This window comes from Alteribacillus bidgolensis, assembly GCF_002886255.1.
GTDB lineage: Bacteria > Bacillota > Bacilli > Bacillales > Marinococcaceae > Alteribacillus > Alteribacillus bidgolensis.
The window spans coordinates 2,261,857-2,281,056 of the sequence record NZ_KZ614149.1 but is presented as its reverse complement, the minus strand read 5'-3'; the positions used below and the strand labels follow the sequence as shown (position 1 = coordinate 2,281,056).

Sequence of the window (19,200 nt, the reverse complement as noted above, 5' to 3'; positions counted from 1 at the left end):
CTTTTATTCATTAGGGCATCCTCTGTTAATCTAAATTATGATCTGTCACAGCTCCACGAGCACTTGAAGCAACTAATTTAGCATATTTGGCAAGGGATCCTGTTTTGTATCTAGGTTCAGGAGCTTTCCATTCACGCGCACGCTTATCAAGTTCTTCATCGGAAACCTCAAAATTAATTTCCTGCGTTTCGCTGTCGATCGTAACTTTGTCTCCGTTTGCAAGCAATCCGATTGGTCCGCCTGCAGCAGCTTCAGGCGCTACGTGTCCGATAACAAAGCCGTGAGAACCGCCGGAGAAACGGCCGTCTGTAATAAGAGCGACTTTGCCGCCAAGTCCTTTTCCGACAATCATAGCCGTAACGGAAAGCATTTCCGGCATGCCTGGTCCGCCTTTAGGACCGACATTGCGTATAACGAGTACGTCGCCTTCTTTGATTTCGTTGTTTGTAATCGCTTCTGTTGCAGTGGCTTCACTGTCATACACTTTAGCAGTTCCTTCAAACCTGCTGATTTTTTGGCCGGACATTTTTGCTACGGCACCCTCTGGGGCAAGGTTGCCTTTGAGTACAACAAGAGGCCCGTTAGGCTTAATTGGATTGCTGAGCGGATAAATAATGTCTTGTCCTTCTTTAAGGCTAGGTGCTTCTTTTAAGTTTTCTGCCAGTGTTTTCCCGGTAACTGTGAGGCAGTCTCCGTGAAGAAGTCCTTCTTCAAGCAATAGTTTCATTACAGCCGGCACACCGCCTGCCAAGTAAAGGTCTTGCATGACATATTTTCCGCTTGGTTTTAAATCAGCAATATGAGGAACGTTTTTGCGAATTCTTTCAAAATCGTCATAACTCAAGTCTATGTCTGCTGAATGAGCGATAGCAAGAAGATGCAAAAAGGCGTTTGTCGAGCCGCCGAGAGCCATCACAACGGTAATAGCGTTTTCGAACGCTTCTTTTGTCATAATATCCCGAGGGTAGATTTCTTTTTCAAGCAATTCTGTTACTAAAGCTCCTGCTTCTTTTGCTTCTATTTCTTTATAATCATAAACTGCCGGAGTAGAAGAGGAACCAGGAATACTCATACCCATTGCTTCTACAGCAGCTGCCATCGTATTGGCTGTGTACATACCTCCGCATGCACCTGCTCCCGGACACGCATTGCACTCCACTTGATGCAGTTCTTCATCATCTATCATTCCTTGCTGATGCTGGCCGACTGCTTCAAAGGAAGAAACAATATCAATATCGTTGCCGTTTAGTTTTCCCGGTTGAATCGTTCCGCCATAAATATAGACAGAGGGCAGATTCATGCGGCCGATTGCCATCAAGCATCCAGGTGTTGTTTTGTCACAGCCGCCAATCGCCACATATCCGTCAAGGCGCTCAGCTCCTACAACAGTTTCAATGGAGTCTGCAATAATTTCACGGCTCGGAAGTGAATAGCTCATTCCTTCGTGTCCCATTGCAATTCCGTCAGAAACAGTGATCGTGTTAAAAATAAGAGGGGCCCCGCCATTTTCTGCTGCTCCGGTTTTTGCTTCACGAGCAAGCTTATCAATATGTATGTTACATGGCGTGACTTCACTCCAGGTACTTGCTACTCCCACCATAGGTTTTTTAAAGTCTTCGTCTTCAAAGCCGACAGCACGAAGCATGGAACGGTTCGGAACGCGGTTGACTCCTTCACTTATTACCTTGCTTCGTATACGCAAATCTTTTTTGCTTTTTTCCATTGTCTTCCTTCCTCTCTCCGATTAATTGCCTTGTAAAAATAATGTGTATGTTCAGAAAAATAGTGTAACATCTACTATATACAATAATACTAGGATAATCTCTTTCAATCAAATATGGAAAATTGGAAAACATTATCCGTCTACAGACTGATCGAAAATCCTCCCATATTATGGTGCGTGGCAAAAGCTCCTGCATTAAAATAAGATTATCAGATAGAAAACAGGAGGAATACTCATGCTTGATAAGAAGCGGAATAAAATAGCAGCAGGGGCTGTGATACTGCTGGTTTTATTTATACTACTAGAAGACCGTGTTTTTCCTATTCTTACCCTTTGCTTAGCAGGGATTAGTTTTTATGCCGGAGCAAAGCTTCTTAAAAAAGAACAATCGAAAATGATGATAGGAACTGGATTAGGTTTCATTCTAGCGGGAGCATTTATTTTAACAGGGGGTCTGCCCGTTTTTATAACAATAACTGGTTTTGTCATCGTGCTGTATGTAGTTAGGAATTATTTAAGACGAAAAAAAGCTGATTCGACGGTGATAAGTTCATAATATGAAATGAAAAAGAGGGAAAAATCATGCGCAGGCTAGCCGGTTTGATTCTTGTTTTGATAGGGCTTGTTATATTAACCGGATCGTTATTTGCAAATGTCAACCAGTATGCCCCTGGATTAGGCAGTTCTACTAAACATTTAGAAGAAACACTCCAAGAAGCAGACAGTATACAGATCCATGCATTATCGAGTGATGTTACTATAAAAACGCATGATAAAGATACGGTAAGCATTGAGACTTCTGCACGTAATAAAGACAGTGATGTGGAAATCTCTCAAGATAATAATGCGTTAACCATTACTCAGCCAAAACAACATTGGTTTTCTTTTTTCACCTTAGGTAAAAATTCTAATTGGGTTGTAACCATTCCAGAAACGTTTAAAGGCCGCCTTTCCATTAAAGCGGGATCGGGTGATTTCCGCTTGGAAAATGAACAAGAAAAAAGATATAAATCCATACAGACAAATATCGCTTCTGGTGATACGTATATTGCGAATATGAAAACAGAAGAAATAGACCTCTCAGCAAAATCAGGTGATCTCACTCTAAATGATGTACAAACCGACAAGGCAGCAGTGGAAACAATCTCTGGAAATATTAACATGAATGATTATTCCGGACCACTTAAAGCCAATGTAACGTCAGGCAATATAAATGTACAATGGAAAGAAATAAAAAACGAAGTTCGTATGAATGTTACTTCTGGTGATGTCGATCTTCAAGTGGGAGAAGAGGATGTTCGTTTAGATGTTTCTGTCGTAAGCGGCGATATTAGAAATAACGTAGCCTTAGATACAATAGAACAAAGCGGAAATAGAAGCTTGAAAGGAAAAAAAGGAGCAGGTGATGTGCTCATCCATTTGGAATCGGTAAGCGGGAATCTTTATATTAAGGAATAAAACCTAACAGCATGCCTTTTCATAGGTATGCTGTTCATTTATGGAATTTCTCTGGAAGGTTATTTACAAAAAGTATATAAAAACAGGTTTTAAAAAAGTAAAATACGGAAAAACAACATAACATCAAAAAAATCTCTGCATTATTTCAGACGCGCGCACATATCATGGAAAGATAACATGAAAATGGGAGTGAGTTTATGAAACAGCCGATGTTATGGACTTTTATTATGATGACTGTCTTTGTACTTCTATTTTTTATTGGTACGGTTCAATTTCAAAATTCACAAAGTGCAGCTTTTCAAATGATCGGATTTGGCGGTATGGTTTTTGCGATGCTTTATGGGTTGCTATTATCGCAGCATTCTTCCAACAGGAATCAAGAAAAACAAGAAGAATAAAACAGGCTGCCTTCCGCACTGTATACTGCGGAGGCAGCCTATTATTTTTCTATAACCATGTTTGATTTGATTTCCTGTTCAAACTCTTTATATCTATTCAAGTGTCCCGTTTTTTGTGCAATACCCCTTAAACTATTATAAAACCTTTGTTCATTGTAGGCATAGGTGAAGCCTTCCTTATATCCTCTTGCAACTGTTTTTGCAAATTCCCAGCAGCAAAGATGATTCTCTGGAGGTACAGAATGCGAAAGAATCGTTATGGCTTCCAATATATTTGTCGTTAGAAAAGGGTCATTTTTAGCATATACACTTATTTGGGAAAAGGCAGAGTACAAGTAATAATCAAACGACTCTTCTTTAATAATAAGCCGGAGTTTATTATCTATATCAGTTAAATAGGGAGTGAACCGGGTAACTTTCGAAATCGAGACCAGTAAGTCTGCTAGTTGATATATCACGTTATTCGCTGTGTTTGGGTCACTATTCCCTATGGCTTTAATTGCGATTTCTGTTAGCTTATTTACGCCAAATTCCAAATCTTGTACTTCTGTTTTTTTCGGACCCAAGTATATAAGTCTTCTGTACTTAAATTCATTAACAGCGGTATCATCTATTTTCCAATATGTGATGATAGGCATACCTTCTGTTACAAAATCCCCGATCCGGCGTTCGAGCCGTAAAATGATTTTATCTCTCTTGGCTTCTTTAATTAAATGTTTGTAATCAAATATTTGAATAAAACCGGCTGCATTTGCCGCAATAACATGTCCTTCTCTTTCATTTAATTCTTTTTCCGTATGATTAGGTTCCTTCGTTCGGTAAGGCTCTAAATCTTTTAATAAGGTACGCAAAATCGTTTGCTGTGATTCGTATTTCATGTTGTTAGTCAGGTTAGGTACCTGCATCCATTTAACAGCATGATTGATGAAAAATACAAAGTTTGATAAAGCTAAAAAGGCTGAAATAACTGTGAAAATCGGAATGGCAACATACATACCGTTTTCTTCTTCGTTTATTAAAAAGAATGCTATAAGAACATAAAGAAAACAAGCATTAAAAATGCCGATTACATGCTGTGTGCGGCGGTCTGAAATAAAGCTTGACAGCATTCGTGGAGAAAATTGGCCAGAGAAACTAGTTAAGACAACTAGAATAGAGTTAAATGTAAAAGCGTTCAAGGTAAGGATACCAGCAATCAAAGTGCTTACTAATATATAGGTGAGCTCATAAGTCGTTAAAAACATATCCGGCATATACTGTTTTATCTGGGCAGTAAAATCGAGCCAATAGGAGAAAAATATAAGAACTACAGCAAAAACTGCATATATGAGTGAGCTGAACCATAGGTTAGAACGAAGTTCATACCAAATTTGCCGGTAGGACATACTCGACAACTTACGAATAGGTCTAGGTAAAAAATTTTTAAGTCTCATAGGTCGTTATTCCTTTCTTAACTGCTGCCGTTTTTCCGTATAATGTTAAGTCTTCACATTTCTTTCCGGTCAATGAACGTATAAAACCTAATAATGGCCATTTGGTACGAAAAAAAGCTGCCCTTGACATGTGAAGGGCAGCCTCTGTTCTAACTTATCTTCTAGCAATTCGACTAGTAAAGGTTTGTAAACGGTCTTTGTTCGGTGTAATAGGCTTAATATCTTCCCGGTTTGCAAGGAATTCTGGACGCGGAGACTGGCCGGAATATGGGTTAGTGAGTTTGTTTTCAATCGAATTAAATACAAAGAAAACGTTACTGCGCGGATACGGTGAAATATTGCCGGCAGATCCGTGCATTGTATTGCATTCAAAGAACAATACAGAGCCGGCAGGTCCAGTTGCCCGGTCAATTCTTCCATTTGCTTGATCCACAAGCCATTTCATGCTTTCATTATCCGGTACCCCAGTTTCTTGTTTTTGCAGCGAAGATTTGTAATTATCTTCAGGTGTTTCACCAGGGCAGGATACGTACCATTTTTGGGAACCAGGAATTAACATGAGCGGGCCATTATACTCATAGTTATCCGTTAGAATGATCGAGCAGCTTACCGCTCGCATATTAGGCATGCCATCTTCTATGTGCCAAGTCTCAAAGTCCGAATGCCAGTAAAACTCCTTACCTTTAAAGCCTGGTTTAAAATTTATTCGGGACTGTGTGATATAAACTTGGCTGCCTAACAGCTGCTGGGCTGCTTTCACAATACGATGGTTTTTGGATAACGCCTGAAAGAAACCGCTGTCTTTGTGAATTTCAAACACGGACCGAATTTCATTACTTCCGGGTTCTTTAATCACGTCGTCTGCATTTCTTTCTTGATTGAGGTCCATCGTGCGCCGCAACTCGCTTTTCATAATAGCTACTTCGTCATCGTTAAAAAGTTTTTCAAACATTAAGTAGCCATTTTCTTCAAAACCTTTTAAGTCCTGTTCCGTTAAAGGACCATCTGCGAATTCGGGGTTACGGTGAATTACAGGGTCTTGTCTTTCCATAATTTTTGCCTGTTGACCTTGTCTGGAAGGGTATCTATCGACTGCCATTACACCATCACTCCTTTTCCACTAAATAGATTTTAATGAAAATGGCGAGTCGTTAGGTCTGATACCCAAGTAAAATTTTAAATAAACCTCTACAAATAAAAAAATTTAAGCTTCAATATCCAATAAATGCTGTAAGTCAGATAAGACAAGTGATAGAAGCCTAAAAAATTTTTCAAAAAAACTTTCGAAAAAAGGTTTAAAAACATAAAAAGAGAGGAAAAAGAATTAAAAAAATTTTTATTCTGTAAGAATGAATTTCATCATTCATTTCTATATCATTATAAACGAACATTATATAACATCCCCTCGTTATCATTCGATTTTCGCTTCAGGCGGACTCTTTCACCCTCGGGCAAAGCGCGACATCTACTCCAATTCACTTTGTTCGTACTCGTATTTTCTTTGCGCGGACTTGGCTTCAGCCTCCTCGGCAGCAAGCTGCCTGCGGGGTCCTCAGCTCAAGCTTATCTCGCAGGAGTCGCGCCTTCCGCTACAATCGATATCATTTCGTTTTTGATAATCAAAATAGCACTTATGAAATGGATTCGTTAGATAGGAAACATACGTCGTTCGCCATCTTGTTCTTGTGCCTAAGGAACAAGGGTTTGTTTATTCAATCGAAAAAAAAGGAGCTGCCCGCTTGGGACAGCTCCATTCAATTGTAGATTATTGTGTCATTCCTCCAGTCGGAAGCTGGCTGTTATATCCACTGAACTGCTGAAAGGTTTGATCCATGGTTTGCTGATCGGCAGCTTCAAAGCTGTACCACCCTTTTTCAAACATTAGATTAAATAAATCACGCTGGACATTTTGAGTCTCGTTAAAAAATATGGAAATATCGTTATAAAGATCTTGGTGACTAGCTTCATTCATAGCGGTGCTGTATGAATCTGTCATGTACTTTTCGGTTGTTAACATATCATTTAAGAAATCATGATCATTCATTTCGGGAGTTTGCGGTACTTCTGTTTTGGGGTTTTGAATTTTGTTTGATCCAGGCATCTTTTAAACCTCCTCTTTAATTGGTATTTGGCTGTATGGGCTGGTTGCCTGATTGAAGATGTGTTATTAACTGCTGATAATGCCGTTCATGCATCTGAGCTGTTTTTTCTAACTCCTGCTTAATATCCATATCTGTACACTGTTTGGCAAAAAAAGCAGCTTTTTTTGCTGCATTTAAATTCCAACTAAGCATGTCAGAAAGGTACAAGTGGTCTTTTACAGTAACATGCTGGGGGGGCTGAGGCATGACTTGCTGCTGGTTTTGGTTTTGCTGCTGCTGTTGATCCATTTATACATTCCTCCTTTTTAATATACGATAGTTAGTATGTAAACCTCTAACAGACAATATGCATATCATAAGAGAGAAGTCGAAACTGATTATTTTCCTTTAGGGATCAAAGTATAAGCAAAACTCGACTTAGGCATAAAGATTTGGCGGCAAGCGAAGTTTTCTCATTTAAATTTTCTGTCTTTTCTATTGTCAAAATAGAGAAAATCTTTTATAGTATTAATAGAACTGAACGATTATTCATTATATTTTTTAAGACAAATTTGAATGAGTATTCATTCAAATTAAAGAAGGAGGAAAACGATGAAAGGCAGCATAAATACAGCTGCGGTCCTTGGTTCCGGGGTAATGGGAGCAAGTATTGCCGCTCATCTTGCTAATGTAGGTATTTCGGTTCTTCTATTGGATATTGTGCCTAAAGAACGGACGGATGAAGAAAAAGCAAAAGGCCTTACCATAGAAGATAAAAAGGTGCGCAACCGCTTAAGCGGGCAGAGTTTAAAACAATTAAAGAAGCAGAAACCGGCTCCGTTAACAACGAAAACTAATCTCTCTCGTATTGAAGCGGGAAATTTGGAAGACGATTTACATCGATTACAGGAAGCAGATTGGATTATTGAAGCAGTAGTGGAAAATGTAGAAGTGAAAAAGCAAGTATTAGAAAAGGTGGAAGCGTACCGACAACCTCATGCTATTGTTAGTTCAAATACTTCCGGCATTTCCATCAATACTATGGCACAAGGGCGATCCGAAGAGTTTCGCTCCCACTTTTTAGGAACTCATTTTTTTAACCCGCCGCGTTACTTAAAATTGCTTGAAATCATACCAAACGAAAAAACAGATCCAGAAATACTGGAATTTATGAAAAAGTTTTCTGAGGATACACTTGGAAAAGGCGTGGTAGAGGCGAAAGACACTCCTAATTTTATTGGAAACCGAATCGGCACATACGGTTTATTAGTAACAGTACGCGAGATGATGGAAGGCGGCTGGTCCATAGGGGAGATTGATTCTGTTACGGGTTCTGTTATAGGACGGCCAAAAAGCGCTACTTTTCGAACCCTGGATGTCGTAGGGCTCGATACATTCCTTCATGTGGCCAAAAATGTGTATGACCAAGTAGAAGGAGAAGAAAAGGAAGTATTTGATCCGCCTGCTTTTATGAAAGAAATGGCAGACAAAGGCTGGATTGGGAGTAAAGCAGGACAGGGATTTTATAAGAAACAAAAAGGAGAAAAAGGAACGGAAATACTAGAACTGAATCTTGAGACCTTTGAATATGAAACGAGAAAAAGAATAAAAACAGCCTCTACAGAGCAGGCAAAACAAGAAAAAACGTTAAGTGATAAACTGAAAGCGCTTGTATATACAGACGACGAAGCAGGAAAGCTTGTTTGGAATATTATGAAACCGGTGCTGTTGTATTCTGCCGAAAAAAGCAGTGAGATTGCAAATAACATTGCAGCTATTGATGAAGCAATTAAGTGGGGATTTGGCTGGGAAATGGGGCCATTTGAAACATGGGATGCCATTGGAGTAGAAACATCGGTAGAGCGTATGGAAGCAGAAGGTGAAAAAGTACCTTCATGGGTAAAAGGAATACTGGAAAAAGGTGTTCACACGTTTTATAAAAATCCCGACGAATATTATCACAACGGAGAATACCGGAAAAAAGATATAAATAAAAAAGAGATTAACTTGCAAAAGTTAAAAAATAATAATGCTGTTATAAGAAAAAATGCAGGAGCAAGTTTAATCGATATCGGTGATGATATAGCTTGCCTTGAGTTTCATTCTCCTAACAATTCAATTGGATTAGATATCTTGCAAATGATTAACCAGTCTATTGAGGAAGTAGAGAAAAATTTTAAAGGACTTGTAATCGGAAACCATGGCAAAAACTTTTGTGTTGGCGCCAATTTAATGATGATTTTAATGGAAGCACAAGATGATAACTTTATCGAAATCGACATGGTTGTCCGTCAGTTCCAAATAGCTATGTCAAATATTAAATACGCAAAACGTCCTGTGGTGGCGGCACCACATGGTATGTCTCTTGGCGGAGGAGCTGAAATTTGTCTTCCTTCAGCAAGCGTTCAGGCTGCATCAGAAACGTATATGGGTCTTGTCGAAACTGGAGTTGGCTTAATTCCTGGCGGGGGAGGAAATAAAGAACTGTATCTTCGCCATATCGAAAATCTCCCTCAGGACGAAAGTGCAAAACTATTGGCTGCTGCAAATAAAGTGTTTGAAAAAATCGCAATGGCTAAAGTCTCCACTTCTGCAGATGAAGCACGCGATAACGGATTTTTAAGTGACAGAGACGACGTTATTGTTAATGGAGATCATACGATTTATTACGCCAAACAACAAGCTATTCATTTATACGAAAAAGGATACGTTCCACCGCAGCGTAAAAAGGTGCCAGTAGTAGGTGAAACGGGCTATGCAGCAATGAAGCTTGGGGCAAAAACCCTCCAGTTTGGAGGAATGGTCTCTGAACATGACGTGAAAATTGCTGAAAAACTTGCATTTGTGCTTGCAGGCGGCAGGGTGCCAAAAGGAACACTTGTTGACGAACAGTATTTATTAGACCTTGAAAGAGAAGCTTTCTTAAGCCTTGTTGGTGAGCCAAAATCCCAGCAGCGGATGCAGCATATGTTAACGAAAGGCAAACCATTACGCAATTAATCTAACAGAAATAGAAATGGAGGGGATAGCTGGTGAAAGAAGCGGTTATCGTATCCGGAGCAAGAACACCGGTAGGAAAAGCAAAAAGAGGAACACTCGCAAACGCCAGGCCTGATGATTATGGTGCGCTTACAGTGAAAGAGACATTAAAACGTGCAGGAGATACAGATCCGACGATCGTCGAAGATGTCATTATAGGGTGTGCCATGCCGGAAGCAGAACAAGGAATGAATCTGGCGAGAAATATTTCGGCCCTTGCAGGTCTGCCTCATACCGTACCTGCGATCACCATTAATAGATATTGCTCTTCAGGGTTACAAAGCATTGCGTATGGAGCGGAACGTATAATGCTGGGGCATTCCAATGCAATTATTTCTGGCGGGGCAGAGTCGATGAGTCTTATTCCAATGGGAGGCCATGTTATCGCCCCAAACCCAACGCTTGTAGACGAAGCACCAGAATATTATATGGGAATGGGCTATACGGCTGAACAAGTAGCGAACGAATTCGGTGTTTCTAGAGAAGATCAAGATGCTTTTGCAGCAGAAAGTCATCGGCGGGCTGCCAAAGCAATGGAAGTAGGTAAGTTTGATGAAGAAATTGTCCCTGTAAATGTGACCTTGCGTTCTGTCGGAGATAATAACAAAGTAAACGAAGAGCAGGTGAGATTTACTTGTGATGAAGGGGTGCGCCCGGGAACGACAACAGAGACACTTAGTCAGTTAAAACCTGCTTTTCACCCAAAAGGATCCGTTACGGCCGGAAATGCTTCACAAATGAGTGACGGCGCTGCCTCTGTCTTGTTAATGGAAAAAGAAAAAGCACAAGCGGAAGGACTTACCCCTATTTTAAAATTTCACTCTTTTGCAGTAGCTGGCGTCAGACCCGAAGTGATGGGGATCGGCCCAGTTGAAGCGATACCAAAAGCAGTGAAGATAGCCGGTTTGGAAATAGAGGATATAGGACTATTTGAGTTAAATGAAGCATTTGCGTCGCAATCACTTCAAGTTATAAGAGAATTAAACCTTGACCATGACAAAGTAAATGTGAACGGCGGAGCGATTGCCCTCGGTCACCCGCTTGGATGTACGGGAACAAAACTCACACTCAGTTTGATGAATGAAATGAAAAGAAGAAATGAACAATTTGGCGTAGTAACGATGTGTATTGGCGGAGGAATGGGAGCTGCCGGGGTTTTTGAATTATTGTAAAGAAATTCGGAAAAATGGGGAACCGGGAGGACAGCACCTTTTTCCTCCCAGCCTCCCAATATTATAAACTATTGGAGGTAGAAAACATGAGCAGTACAGTTGATCTTGGTTTAAAAGGCGGAGGATTTTTAGTAGAGGAAGTAAAGCCAAAACAAGTATTTACGCCGGAAGATTTTAGCGAAGAACACAAAATGATTGCAAAAACAACCGAAGACTTTGTCGTGGGCGAGGTCGTTCCAGAGGCGGAAAAAATAGAAAATCATCAATTTGACATTTCACGGCGTCTGTTAGAAAAAGCAGGCGAACTCGGGCTTCTTGGAGCAGACGTTCCCGAAAAGTACAGTGGTCTTGGTCTTGATAAAATCAGCTCCTCGCTTATTACGGAGAAGTTTTCTCGTGCTGGCGCTTTTTCATTAAGTTACGGCGCACATGTCGGTATTGGGTCGCTGCCGATCGTCTTTTTCGGAAACGAAGAACAGAAGAAACAATACTTGCCAGCACTGGCAACGGGGGAGAAAATTGCAGCATACGCGTTAACAGAGCCAAGCTCAGGGTCAGATGCTTTAGGAGCTAAAACTACGGCTGTCTTAAATGAAGAAGGTACTCATTATATTCTAAATGGGGAAAAGCAATGGATTACAAACTCTGCTTTTGCTGACATTTTCATTGTATACGCAAAGATTGACGGGGAGCATTTTACAGCCTTTATCGTTGAACGTGAATTTGAAGGCGTATCAACTGGTCCAGAAGAAAAGAAAATGGGGATTAAAGGGTCGTCTACGCGGACATTGCTTCTAGAGGATGTAAAAGTTCCAAAAGAAAATCTGCTTGGAGAAGCAGGGCGCGGCCATGTGATCGCCTTTAATATTTTAAATGTCGGACGTTATAAGCTTGGGGTAGGCTGTGTCGGCGGGGCGAAACGTGCAATTGAGTTAGCTTCTGCTTATGCAAACGAGAGAAAGCAGTTTAAAACGCCAATCGGTCAATTTAGAGTGATCCAAGAGAAATTAGGAACGATGGCATCTGAAACCTATGCTTTAGAAAGCTCCATTTACCGTACGGGCGGACTTTTTGAAGAGCAGCTCGGCAAGCTCTCTGACGAAGAACAGGAAGACGGCGGAAAAGTAGCTACTTCTATTGCAGAATACGCGATTGAATGTTCTTTAAATAAATTTGCAGGTTCAGAAACTTTAGATTTCGCAGCAGATGAAGCCGTTCAAATTCACGGCGGCTACGGATTTATGTCTGAATATGAAGTAGAAACCATTTATAGAGATTCTCGTATTAATCGTATTTTTGAAGGAACAAACGAAATTAACCGCCTGCTCGTTCCGGGGACGATTATGCGAAAAGCGATGAAAGGTGACCTTCCGCTTCTAGAGAAAGCACAAAGGCTTCAAGAAGAACTGATGATGATGATGCCCGCAGAGCCTGGAGATGCTCCACTGGAAAAAGAAAAATATCTATTAAAAAATGCTAAAAAAGTATTTCTTATGGTGGCTGGAAACGGTGCACAAAAATATGGAAAATCTCTGGAAGAAGAGCAAGAGCTGTTGATGAACGTGGCAGATATCGTAAGCGATATTTATTCGATGGAATCTGCCATTCTGCGAACAGAAAAAGCTATCAATAAAAATGGGGCAGACAAAGAAGAAATGAAAATTTTACTGACTCGTGTTTTCTGTCAAGAAGCACTGAACCGGCTGGAAGCTAATGCAAAAGAGTCGCTTGTGCATATGGAAGAAGGAGATAATCTGCGTACTATGCTCTCTATGCTTCGAAAGCTTACCCGCCACACCCCGACTAACATCGTTGCATTGAAGCGCCAAATTGCCGGCAGCGTACTGGATGCAGAGCGTTATGTCGTTTAAAATTGTTATACAATTTGGAGCGTTCTAAGCTCCAAAAATATATATTCCCTTTCTTCGGAAAGGCATTCTCCTCTCTGCTAAGTGATTTGAAAAAGCTCCGTTTATCGGAGCTTTTTCGCATGCAGGATCAAAATTTTATCGAGAAAAATGGCAGATTTGGATATAATAGAGAAGGAATGCAGAGTAGGAAAGGAGAAAGGAAACTATGGCAGTGACGTATTATGGGTATTCTCGCTGCGGAACATGCCGCAAAGCAAAAAATTGGCTTGACGAAAAGGATATCCCTTATAATGAACATGACATTGTCCAAAACCCGCCAGACCGAGAACAACTAGCTTATCTGTACAATAAAAGCGGGCTTGAATTGAAAAAATTTTTTAACACAAGCGGTAAAAAGTATCGGGAGCTCGGTTTGAAAGACAAAGTAAAATCAGCAGATGAATCAGAATTGCTCGACATCCTTGCTTCTGATGGTATGCTGTTAAAAAGACCGATTGTTACAGATGGCGAAAAAGTTACGGTCGGGTTTAAGGAAGAACAATTTGAGGAAGTATGGAATAAGTAAAAGTTTTGTCTTTCTCATTTAACATGAACTTTGAAAATGGAGGCTGATATGATGAATTTACCGAAGGACTTTAAGTATTCAGAAGAACATGAATGGGTAAAACAAGAAGGCGAAAAAGTACGAATTGGGATTACTGATTTTGCTCAGTCTGAACTTGGAGACATCGTATTCGTAGAATTGCCAGAAGAAGGCGATGAAGTTAAAGCGGACGAACCGTTTGGCAGTGTGGAATCCGTTAAAACCGTTTCTGAACTTTATGCTCCTGTCAGCGGAAAAGTAGTTGAAGTGAATGAGGAACTGGATGATTCACCGGAATTCGTTAACGAGTCACCATATGAAAAAGCTTGGATGATCGTTGTAGAACCAACAGATCAAGAAGAGTTAGATGAATTAATGTCAGCAGAAGAATATGAAGAAATGGTTAGCGAAGATTAATTTACTTACATAGAACCCGCCCTTGAAGCGGGTTCTTTTTGGCACTGTTAGAAAAATAGGTAAACATATAAGGGAAACTCGGTTCACGCCATAAGGACACGGCGAAAAACCGAGTTTTTCTAAATCTTTAGTATTACGCATATACATGAATCAATATCATAAGTGCTATTTTGATTATCAAAAACGAACATTATATCGATTGTAGCGGAAGGCAGCAACTCTTGCGGGATAAAGACCCCGCAGGCAGCTTGCTGCCAAGGAGGCTGAAGCCAAGCAAGCGGCAAAGAAGACACTATCGAGAACGAACAAAGTGAGTTGGAGGAGATGTCGCGCTTTGCCCGAGGGTGAAAGCGTCCGCCTGAAGCTAAAATCGAACGATAACGAGGGAATGTTATATAATGTTCGTTTATAATGATATAGAAATAAATGATGAAATTCATTCACATAAAAAGGACTTCTTTTTTTCATTTTTGAATTATATTATACTTAGGAAAACGAAATAAATTCAAGAGTTCCTGGAATCCCGAGCCAGCAAATGAGCAAGCCTATCAGCGAAATGATTTAGCGTTATTCCTCTATCTAACATTACAATTTTTTGAATGTTTAGCAAAATGAGCATTCTCGTGTGACTGCCTTCCTGTATCTCTTTTTTCCAATATTTAGCAGCCCTTTTATCCAGGTAAGCCGCTTGTAACCTATAGTAATCTTACTCACTCAAAGGGGGCCTGCTGCATTATATCAACTAATTATTTGTAAGGGAGGGTTCCGTTTGAATACGTTTAAGAGTTTAAAAGAATTTTATTGGCCTGATAAAAGATTATTTATTTGGTCAATCTTTTTTTTAATTATTATGACAATTTTAACGATGGCTTACCCAATCGTGCTTCAATTTGCGATTGATGAAGTAGTATTATCTGCAAATTGGGGGCTGCTTCCATACTTAGCAGGAGGTTTTGTCGTTATTACTGTGTTAAAAGCAGCTGCCACTTATATTCATCAGTATTATGGAGATTTATTTGGGATAAGGGCTGTCTATCGATTGCGCAGTCGATTATATAAGAAACTTCAATATTTACCTTTCCGATTTTATGATAATGCTAAAACCGGTGATTTAATGTCACGGCTTACCGCAGATGTAGAAGGTTTTCGCTTTTTTCTTTCTTTTGGATGCGCTCAACTTTTAAATCTTGTTCTCTTGGTGACGGTCAGTTTTGCGGTCATGATGTATTATAGTGTGCCGCTTGCGTTAGTATCGTTGGCAGCAATGCCGTTTTTAGCCGTAGCTGTGTATCGTTTTGACAAAAAAGTCCATCCAGCCTTTAAAAACATTCGGTTATCATTTGCGTCTCTTACCACGAAGGTGCAGGAAAATGTCAGCGGCATGAGCACGGTAAAATCCCTCTCAAGAGAAGATTTTGAAATGGGACGGTTTGATGGAAGAAATGCCGACTATAAAAATAAATCGTTATATACATCTACGATATGGGCAAAATTTTTTCCGTTTATGGAGCTTATCGGTAACGTGTGCGTTGTGGTTTTATTAGGATTTGGCGGCTATCTTGTTATACAGGGACAGCTTCAGCTTGGTCAGCTGGCTGCGTCCTTTAGCTTGATTTGGTATATTATCGGTCCTCTTATAAATCTTGGGTTTATCATTAATACTTTCTCTCAATCGAAAGCTTCTGGAGAAAGGATAGTAGAAGTTTTAGAGGAAAAGGAAGATATTACGAATACAGCCTTTTCTGAACCAGTGGATTGCCTTTATGGAGAGATAGTATTTAATCACGTTACTCACACTTATTCTGGAGAAACACAAAAAGCGCTTGAGGATATTACTTTTCATGCAGCTCCAGGTGAAACGATTGGTTTGATTGGAGCGACAGGGGCTGGGAAAACAACCATTACTCAGTTAATATCAAGGTTTTATGAACCGGACGAGGGAGAGGTATTAATTGATGGTAGAGCAATAAATCAATACAAGCTTGAAGATTTGCGAGCTCATGTTGGATTTGTGCTGCAGGAATCTTTTATATTTTCATCGACCATCCACGACAATATCGCGTATGGAAGACCTGACGCCTCCTTAGAAGAGGTGATTGATGCAGCAAAACGCGCCCATGCTCATGAGTTTATTATGGAGCTTCAAGATGGGTACGAAACGGTATTAGGAGAAAGAGGGGTGGGCCTTTCAGGAGGACAGAAACAAAGAATATCTATTGCCAGAGCTATATTAATTAATCCCGCCATTTTAGTACTTGATGATGCTACAAGTGCTGTTGATATGGAAACGGAACATCGAATTCAAGCGGCATTCCAGGAAGTGATGAAAGAAAAAACGACGTTTATTATCGCACATAGGATTTCGTCCTTGAAGCACGCCGATCAAATTTTAGTACTTGAAAATGGAAAAATTGCAGAAAGAGGAAGACATGAAGAGCTGTTAGAAAAAGAAGGTATTTATAAAACCATTTATGACATTCAGTTTCAAGATAAGGAGACAGTCATGCAGCAGCAGGTTTAAAACAGGAGGAAAAGTATGAAAAATAAGAATGCGGTTCCTAATCGGGCAGATAAAGGGCGGTTTCGCTATTCACAGGACCAAATCATTGATAAGGCATTTAACTGGGAGCAAATCCGACGTCTGCTTCATTATATGAAGCCTTACTCAAAAAAACTGCTGCCAATGGCCGTGATTGCTATGCTGGCTGCAACTTCAGTAAGGCTCGCTGCTCCTGTACTCATCGGGTATACGATCGATGAAGCGATTCAGCCTGGAGACTGGAATTTGCTAATGGGCATTACTATATTTATCGCTTCTATGTATGCTTTAGCCTGGGTAGCTAATACGTTTCGTATCAAATGGATTAATCAAATGGGACAGTATGTCATTTATGACTTGCGGAGGGATTTGTTTAATCATTTGCAAAAGCTCTCCCACCGTTTTTTTGATCAAAGGTCGGCAGGGTCTATTCTCGTAAGAGTGACAAACGATATCAATTCGCTGCAAGAGCTGTTTACAAACGGTGTGATTAACTTATTAATGGATATCGTTATGCTTGTCGGTATTATTTCTATCTTATTTGTACTAAGCCCTGAATTAACAATTGCGATTATGATTGTACTTCCTATCATGTTTTACATTTCTACTAACTTACGCCGCAAAATAAGACGGTCTTGGCAGACAGTAAGGCTTAAACAATCCACGTTAAATTCTCATTTAAACGAAAGCATTCAAGGAATTAGAGTAACACAGTCTTACACGCAGGAAAAAGAAAATATGGATTACTTTACTGATTTGAATACGGATAACTATGAAGCATGGGAGCAGGCGACGCGAAAGAGTGCGATGTTTCGCCCGCTCGTTGAATTATCCAATGCCGCGGGGACTGCTATTCTCATATGGTATGGTATTTATCTTATAAATGCCGAGTCCATCACAATAGGAGAGTTTGTAGCATTCGCTACATTTTTAGGCATGTTTTGGGAACCGATTTCTCGTCTAGGCCAGATTTATAATCAGTTGTTAATGGCGATGGCTTCTTCAGAGCGGATCTTTGAATATATGGATGAAAAACCTTCCGTACCTGAAAAACCTAATGCTAAAGAGTTAAAAGCAATAAAAGGAGATATTCGATTAGAGAGTGTGGCATTTAGCTACGATGAAAAACGTACTGCTCTTCACAAAATAGATCTGCATATGAAGCCGGGGCAGACCTTTGCGCTTGTAGGCCATACAGGGTCTGGAAAAACAACCATTGTTAATTTGATCAGTCGTTTTTATGATCCAACAAAAGGCAGGGTATTAGTCGATGGTGATGATTTGCGTAACGTGACGCTCGACAGCTTGCGTTCCCAAGTAAGCATGGTGCTGCAAGATACGTTTATTTTTTCAGGAACGATTATGGAAAATATACGTTTCGGGCACCCGAATGCAATTGATGAAGAAGTAAAAAAAGCAGCTTACCATGTAGGAGCGGACGGGTTTATACGGGCATTGAAGAATGGATATGAAACAGAAGTGGAAGAACGCGGAAATGTTTTATCGGTTGGGGAGAGGCAGCTTATTTCATTTGCAAGAGCTCTGCTGGCTGATCCTCGTATATTAATCTTAGATGAAGCGACCGCATCTATAGATACAGAAACTGAGCAGATCATTCAATCGGCTTTGAAAAAGCTGTTAGAAGGGCGGACAGCAATTATGATTGCCCATCGATTATCTACGATTAGAGAAGCTGATGAGATTGTTGTATTAGATCACGGACGGATTATGGAACAAGGCAGCCACCATGAATTAATGAAGCAAGGCGGGGAATATTACCGGCTTGTTCGTGCTCAGTTTAATGTACTTGATGCTGGTTGAGTGAAACGTAGTGGATTGATGTTATGTTATTACTGATTTTACATGCTATTAATATGTTAAACGGGGCTGTCCCAAAAGGTTTTTTCAGCTGAAATACACTTCGCTTTCACCCTTAGGGCACAAGTGCGGGATCTTACTTCCACAGGAAGTGGTGGCTTCTACGTTGCACACAGGACGTGTGCGGTTTTAGTAGAAGTTCCTTTATCTTTGCTTTTCCGGAGGGAGTCTACGTGTATTTCAGCTGAAGTTAATTAAAAAATTTCGCCGAACAGACTTATGGGACAGCCCCCTTCATTTTGATACTCTTTAGTACTTAGGAATGCCTTAACTTTGTTAAAAAGGATCAAAGTATAAGTATATACTACGTCTTCCGCTATAGGACTTGGCGGTGAGCCAAATTTTTCAAATCCAAAGTTAATAATTGACACTTCCTGTCCCACATGCTATTATTCCATTTGGCTGACAATACAATAAATCTCTTATCATGAGAGGTGGAGGGACTGGCCCTTTGAAACCCGGCAACCATCCATGTATTTTATTAAACAATGGAAAACGGTGCCAAATCCTGCAAAGTGTAATATGCTTTGAGTGATGAGAGGAAGGATGATTACTTATATACACCTTTCTGTGCATCGGCAGAAAGGTTTTTTGTTTCCGCTCAATGA

16 protein-coding genes and 1 riboswitch are annotated in these 19,200 nt (G+C 40.2%); of the genes, 10 read left to right on the top strand and 6 right to left on the bottom strand.

Annotation, left to right across the window (positions count from 1 at the left end):
* Positions 1-25: 25 nt before the first annotated feature.
* Positions 26-1,723 (bottom strand): dihydroxy-acid dehydratase, encoded by a 1,698-nt coding sequence (gene ilvD / locus CEF16_RS11410; RefSeq protein WP_091581270.1) that lies wholly within the window; start codon positions 1,721-1,723, stop codon positions 26-28.
* Between the two features lie 235 nt (positions 1,724-1,958).
* Here ilvD and CEF16_RS11405 point away from each other — a divergent pair, with 235 nt between their 5' ends.
* From CEF16_RS11405 to CEF16_RS11395, 3 genes are all read left to right on the top strand, one after another.
* Positions 1,959-2,279 carry a hypothetical protein gene (locus CEF16_RS11405; protein WP_091581272.1) on the top strand — a complete coding sequence of 107 codons (321 nt, stop codon included), beginning with the start codon at positions 1,959-1,961 and terminating at the stop codon, positions 2,277-2,279.
* Positions 2,280-2,305: 26 nt separating this feature from the next.
* Entirely contained in the window at positions 2,306-3,181 is an 876-nt protein-coding gene (locus CEF16_RS11400; protein WP_091581275.1) for a DUF4097 family beta strand repeat-containing protein, read from the top strand.
* A gap of 197 nt (positions 3,182-3,378) precedes the next feature.
* Positions 3,379-3,579 (top strand): hypothetical protein, encoded by a 201-nt coding sequence (locus CEF16_RS11395; protein ID WP_091581278.1) that lies wholly within the window; start codon positions 3,379-3,381, stop codon positions 3,577-3,579.
* A 41-nt stretch (positions 3,580-3,620) separates the two neighbouring features.
* On the opposite strand, the gene CEF16_RS11390 is transcribed toward CEF16_RS11395, so the two are convergent.
* The 4 genes from CEF16_RS11390 to CEF16_RS11375 all read right to left on the bottom strand — a co-directional run bounded on the left by CEF16_RS11390 (position 3,621) and on the right by CEF16_RS11375 (position 7,402).
* The gene (locus CEF16_RS11390) at positions 3,621-5,012 is read right to left on the bottom strand and encodes a DUF2254 domain-containing protein (RefSeq protein ID WP_091581280.1); all 1,392 of its coding nucleotides are present in this window, start codon (positions 5,010-5,012) and stop codon (positions 3,621-3,623) included.
* A 154-nt stretch (positions 5,013-5,166) separates the two neighbouring features.
* The gene (gene thpD / locus CEF16_RS11385; protein WP_091581283.1) at positions 5,167-6,111 is read right to left on the bottom strand and encodes an ectoine hydroxylase; all 945 of its coding nucleotides are present in this window, start codon (positions 6,109-6,111) and stop codon (positions 5,167-5,169) included.
* Positions 6,112-6,777: 666 nt separating this feature from the next.
* Positions 6,778-7,113, bottom strand: a complete 336-nt coding sequence (locus tag CEF16_RS11380; RefSeq protein ID WP_091581286.1) for a spore coat protein — start codon at positions 7,111-7,113, stop codon at positions 6,778-6,780.
* Positions 7,114-7,129: 16 nt separating this feature from the next.
* A complete protein-coding gene (locus CEF16_RS11375) occupies positions 7,130-7,402 on the bottom strand; it encodes a hypothetical protein (RefSeq protein WP_091581289.1) in 273 nt (90 codons plus the stop codon).
* A gap of 303 nt (positions 7,403-7,705) precedes the next feature.
* Here CEF16_RS11375 and CEF16_RS11370 point away from each other — a divergent pair, with 303 nt between their 5' ends.
* The 5 genes from CEF16_RS11370 (at position 7,706) to gcvH (ending at position 14,175) form a co-directional block, all read left to right on the top strand.
* The gene (locus CEF16_RS11370) at positions 7,706-10,093 is read left to right on the top strand and encodes a 3-hydroxyacyl-CoA dehydrogenase/enoyl-CoA hydratase family protein (protein WP_091581291.1); all 2,388 of its coding nucleotides are present in this window, start codon (positions 7,706-7,708) and stop codon (positions 10,091-10,093) included.
* 32 nt (positions 10,094-10,125) lie between these two features.
* Positions 10,126-11,304 carry an acetyl-CoA C-acetyltransferase gene (locus CEF16_RS11365; protein ID WP_091581294.1) on the top strand — a complete coding sequence of 393 codons (1,179 nt, stop codon included), beginning with the start codon at positions 10,126-10,128 and terminating at the stop codon, positions 11,302-11,304.
* Positions 11,305-11,390: 86 nt separating this feature from the next.
* On the top strand, positions 11,391-13,175 hold the full coding sequence (locus CEF16_RS11360) for an acyl-CoA dehydrogenase family protein (RefSeq protein WP_091581298.1): 1,785 nt from the start codon (positions 11,391-11,393) through the stop codon (positions 13,173-13,175).
* 205 nt (positions 13,176-13,380) lie between these two features.
* Positions 13,381-13,740 (top strand): arsenate reductase family protein, encoded by a 360-nt coding sequence (locus CEF16_RS11355; protein ID WP_091581301.1) that lies wholly within the window; start codon positions 13,381-13,383, stop codon positions 13,738-13,740.
* A gap of 51 nt (positions 13,741-13,791) precedes the next feature.
* Positions 13,792-14,175 (top strand): glycine cleavage system protein GcvH, encoded by a 384-nt coding sequence (gene gcvH / locus CEF16_RS11350; RefSeq protein ID WP_091581304.1) that lies wholly within the window; start codon positions 13,792-13,794, stop codon positions 14,173-14,175.
* 119 nt (positions 14,176-14,294) lie between these two features.
* Here the strand turns inward: gcvH and CEF16_RS23275 are convergent, their stop codons facing one another.
* A complete protein-coding gene (locus CEF16_RS23275) occupies positions 14,295-14,615 on the bottom strand; it encodes a hypothetical protein (protein WP_139185901.1) in 321 nt (106 codons plus the stop codon).
* 329 nt (positions 14,616-14,944) lie between these two features.
* On the opposite strand from CEF16_RS23275, the gene CEF16_RS11345 reads away from it, so the two are divergent.
* Both CEF16_RS11345 and CEF16_RS11340 read left to right on the top strand, forming a co-directional pair.
* Positions 14,945-16,696, top strand: coding sequence for an ABC transporter ATP-binding protein (locus CEF16_RS11345; protein WP_091581306.1), 1,752 nt, complete (start codon positions 14,945-14,947; stop codon positions 16,694-16,696).
* 15 nt (positions 16,697-16,711) lie between these two features.
* The gene (locus CEF16_RS11340) at positions 16,712-18,535 is read left to right on the top strand and encodes an ABC transporter ATP-binding protein (protein WP_091581309.1); all 1,824 of its coding nucleotides are present in this window, start codon (positions 16,712-16,714) and stop codon (positions 18,533-18,535) included.
* A 476-nt stretch (positions 18,536-19,011) separates the two neighbouring features.
* Positions 19,012-19,133, top strand: a riboswitch (SAM riboswitch).
* The last annotated feature ends 67 nt before the right edge of the window (positions 19,134-19,200 follow it).